Origin of the sequence: Micromonospora sp. NPDC050200 (assembly GCF_040656135.1) — a bacterium.
In the GTDB taxonomy this organism is placed as follows: domain Bacteria; phylum Actinomycetota; class Actinomycetes; order Mycobacteriales; family Micromonosporaceae; genus Micromonospora.
Genome location: NZ_JBFALG010000097.1, coordinates 10,393 through 14,265 on the forward strand (window position 1 = coordinate 10,393; position 3,873 = coordinate 14,265).

Annotated in this window: 5 protein-coding genes; all 5 read left to right on the forward strand. The window is 73.0% G+C overall.

Annotated elements, in window-relative coordinates; all coding sequences use genetic code 11:
* Positions 1-102 precede the first annotated feature (102 nt).
* Genes AB0I41_RS32865 through AB0I41_RS32885 form a run of 5 tightly spaced genes read left to right on the forward strand, consistent with a single transcriptional unit; the run spans position 103 to position 3,777 of the window.
* Complete coding sequence (locus AB0I41_RS32865; protein WP_357114826.1) at positions 103-1,005, forward strand: hypothetical protein; 903 nt, start codon at positions 103-105, stop codon at positions 1,003-1,005.
* Positions 998-2,065 (forward strand): DNA methyltransferase, encoded by a 1,068-nt coding sequence (locus AB0I41_RS32870; RefSeq protein WP_357114828.1) that lies wholly within the window; start codon positions 998-1,000, stop codon positions 2,063-2,065. Before AB0I41_RS32865 ends, AB0I41_RS32870 begins: the two co-directional genes overlap by 8 nt.
* Positions 2,066-2,097: 32 nt before the next feature.
* Positions 2,098-2,610: a DNA cytosine methyltransferase gene (locus AB0I41_RS32875; RefSeq protein WP_357114830.1), complete on the forward strand. Its 513-nt coding sequence runs from the start codon at positions 2,098-2,100 to the stop codon at positions 2,608-2,610.
* The gene (locus AB0I41_RS32880) at positions 2,579-3,469 is read left to right on the forward strand and encodes a hypothetical protein (protein ID WP_357114833.1); all 891 of its coding nucleotides are present in this window, start codon (positions 2,579-2,581) and stop codon (positions 3,467-3,469) included. Before AB0I41_RS32875 ends, AB0I41_RS32880 begins: the two co-directional genes overlap by 32 nt.
* Positions 3,466-3,777: a helix-turn-helix domain-containing protein gene (locus AB0I41_RS32885; protein ID WP_357114835.1), complete on the forward strand. Its 312-nt coding sequence runs from the start codon at positions 3,466-3,468 to the stop codon at positions 3,775-3,777. Before AB0I41_RS32880 ends, AB0I41_RS32885 begins: the two co-directional genes overlap by 4 nt.
* Positions 3,778-3,873 lie beyond the last annotated feature (96 nt).

Sequence of the window (3,873 nt, forward strand, 5' to 3'; positions counted from 1 at the left end):
GCGCTGTCAGACCTCTGTCAGACCGGGGGGTGTCCGCAAGAGCTGACAAACGCCGGTTTGAGGGTGTCAGCGCATCACGGCGCGGCGCGGAGCCGACACCACATGAGCGAGCACACGCCGCAGCACCACCCCGATCCTGCCCAGCCCGTCGACCCGCACGACGTCGACCCGACCCTGATCGACCTGGTCGCCGGCGACCCGCCGGTACCGGTCACCGTGTGGCGCACCGCCCGCACCGAGGCCGACACCGGCCGCAGCATCGGCGCCCGACTTGCCTACCGGCTCGTGGCCGCCTACAGCCGCCCCGGCGAGGCGGTCGTCGACCTCACCGGCGACCACGCCCTGACCGCCGTCTGCGCCGCCGGGGCACGCCGGCATCACCCGGGCTGGTTCACCGACGCGTCCGGCCTGATCATCGGACCGGCCACCCCGCCACCCCGCCCCGCCCCGACCGCCCTGTCCGACGACAGCGGCGACCTGCCGGACATGCGCGCGTGGTTCGGGGACGACCTCACCGACCCCGACCTGCCCGCCGATGAGGCCACCACCTTTCCCGGTCGCGCGTCGCTGGCGGAGGCGACCGGCCTGGTCGTGGCCTGCTGGCCCCTCGACCCCGCCGACACCACCAACCGGATCCGGCTGGCGTGGCTGCTGACCGCGTGCGCGCGGCTGCTGCGCTCCGGCGGCTGCCTCGTCCTCGTCGTCACCGCCCCCGCCGGAAGCATCGGGCCGGAGGATTTCACCCCGGTGGCCACCGCCGCCGCCGCGGTCGGCTTGGGCTACCTGCAGCACATCGTCGCCGTCGCCGCCGATACCGACGGCGACGCGTTCGTTTACCACGTTACCGACGAGGAGCTGCTCACCCTCGCTCAGCAGGCCAGCCACCCGTGGGCTGTGGCGCACCTGCGCGTGCACGCCGACCTGCTCGTGTTCAGCCCGGCCACATCACCGTCCTCGGCACAGCAGGGGCAGCGTCGTCGGCGGGGCGGTGACCGTCGTGGCTGAGCGCACCCCCTTCCCCACCGATCCGAACCAGCCGGCCAGCCCAGCCGAGGACACCTACCGCGGCCGGCACCGCGACTACGCCGGCCGCCACGGCGACACCGGCGGACGCCGCCGGGCCTCGGACGAGCCGGAGGGCCTGTCGGTGTGGGCGACCGCGCAGCAGACCGGGCCGGTGCAGCGCCGCGGCCGGTACGTGCCCGAGTCGGTCAAGCACCCCGCCCGGATGCTCCCGGCGATCGCGGCGCACGCCGTGCACGCCTACACCAGCCCGGGCGACCTGGTCCTCGATCCGATGTGCGGGATCGGCACCACCCTCGTCGAGGCGATCCACGCCGGCCGCGACGCCATCGGCGTCGAGTACGAGCCGCGCTGGTCGAACATCGCGGATGCCAACATCACCCACGCCCAGCACCACGGCGCCACCGGCCGGGCCTCCGTCGTTCGTGGTGACGCCACCCGCCTGCGGTCGCTGCTGCCCGCCGTCCTGGCCGGTCAGGTGGCCTTGGTGGTGACCTCGCCGCCGTACGGGCCGACCGTGCACGGCCTGGTCCGTCCCGGAGCCGACGGGGTGGCGAAGTTCGACAACGCCTACAACGACGGCACCGACCGCGGCAACCTCGCCTACCGCGACCTCACCGGCCTCACCGACGGCTTCGAACAGATCCTCACCGGCTGCGCGACCCTGCTGCGCCCCGGCGGCACCGTGGTGGTCACGGCCCGACCGTGGCGCAAGAACGGCCAGCTGGTCGACCTTCCCAGCGCGGTCATCGCCGCCGGCGTCCGCGCCGGTCTCGTGCCTACCGAGCGGTGCGTCGCCCTTCTGGCCGCGGTCCGCGACGGGCACCTCGTTGCCCGTCCGTCTTTCTTCCAACTCCAGGCCGTCCGCAAGGCCCGCACCGCCGGCACCCCTCTGCACCTGATCACCCACGAAGACGTGCTCATCTTTCGGCGGCCGGCAAAGTCCGTGAGTTCCGGCGCACCGACGTGTTCCCAGGGCCAATCCGGACACCAGGGCTCGCCCGGCCAGCCGAATGCCGGGGATCCGGGGGAGGGGGGTTGAATGCCTGTCCGACCGGGCCACGAATCGGATCCTTGTGCACCGGGTACGGCGGCCTCGACGTGGCCGTCGAGCTGGTGCTCGGCGGCCGGCTCGCCTGGTACGCCGAAACCGACCGGCACGCCCGCACCGTCCTCGAACATCACTGGCCGCACGTGCCCAACCTCGGCGACATCCGCACCACCGACTGGACCGGCGTCGAACCCGTCGACGTCCTCACCGCCGGATTCCCCTGTCAGGACATCTCCAACGCGGGTAAACGCGCCGGCATCACCGGCCAGCATTCCAGCCTCTGGACACACATCGCCGACGCCGTTCGCGTACTTCGACCGCCGCTCGTCTTCGTGGAAAACGTCGCCGCCCTGCGCCGCAGGGGACTCGACGTCGTCGAAGCCGACCTGGCCACGCTCGGGTACGACACGAGCTGGCTATGCCTACGCGCATCCGACATCGGCGCCGCCCACCGACGCGACAGGCTGTTTCTGCTCGCCGCCCCCACCGAACAACTCACCGAGGGTGCGGACGTTGCCGACGCCCTGCGCCCGTGACGGCAAGGGCCCCGGCCACCAACACGGGCTGCCCGACCTCATCGAGCCCGGCGGCACCCGCCACGGTCTTCTGCCCACCGAAATGCTGGTCCGCCGCTCCCCGGCCAACGCGGCTGCCCGACCCGGCACCGTCAACGCCGACAACGTCACGCACGTCCTCGCCGACACCGACCGGCTGCTGCCCACTCCGAGGGCCAGCGACACCGGCACTACTGGACGGCGCGCCGGACATGGATTCCGGCCGCCCCTCTCGCAGGTCCTCCTGCCCACCCCCAGGGCAACCGACGGCGCCAAGGGCTGTCCCAGACAGCGCGGCTCCCACGGTGACCTGACCCTGCCGTCCGCGGCGGTGCAGGTCCCCACCCGGTCGCTGCCCACACCACGCGCGTCCGACGGGCGCGGCCCTGGCACCCACGGCGACGGCGGCCCGGACCTGCGCACCACCATCTCCGGCCTGCCCACCGGGCTCGGACAGCGCGACGACGCCCGCTGGGGGCCCTACGCCGCCGCGATCGCCCGATGGGAGCTACTGCTCGCCCAGCCCGCCCCCGAACCGACCCAGACCGGCCGCCATAGCAAACCCGTCCTCGCACCCCCGTTCGTGCAATGGCTCATGGGCCTCGAACAAGGCTGGGTCACCGAACTCGACCTGCCCCGCACCGCCGCACTCCGCGTACTCGGCAACGGTGTCGTCCCCCAACAAGCAGCCGCAGCCCTACGGCTGCTGCTGTGCCCGCACCGCTGGCAACCAAGCATGACCAGCCCCGCGCCAACCCGGCCGACGCGTCAGGCCAACCAACCCACGACCCCACCGGTGAGCACGGTTGTTCAGCCCACGATGAAGGACACCGGGCCATGAGCGACCGGCGACGCACCCGCACACCATCCCTGAGTACCGCACCGGCCGAACCCGCGACCACGCGTCGGTGGACCGAGGCCGACGTGCGCGCGCTGGGCGTGACCACCGACGTCGTCACCGCCGGACAAATCCTCGGACTGTCCCGCAACACCGCCTACCGCCTCGCCCGCACGGGCGCCTTCCCCGTCCCGGTCATCCAGGCCGGCCACCAGTACCGCATACCCGTCGCGGGCCTCCTCGCCGCCCTGCAGCTTGGCCCCACCACGCCGGTGGCCGACGGCGGCGACCCGCACCCACCCGCACCGTAGAACACCGCCAAGCGGCGACTGCCCGCGACGACTTGATCGTCGCGGGCAGTCGAGCGTGCATGTCGATCGACAAAACCGCTGCCGCCCCACGCGGCC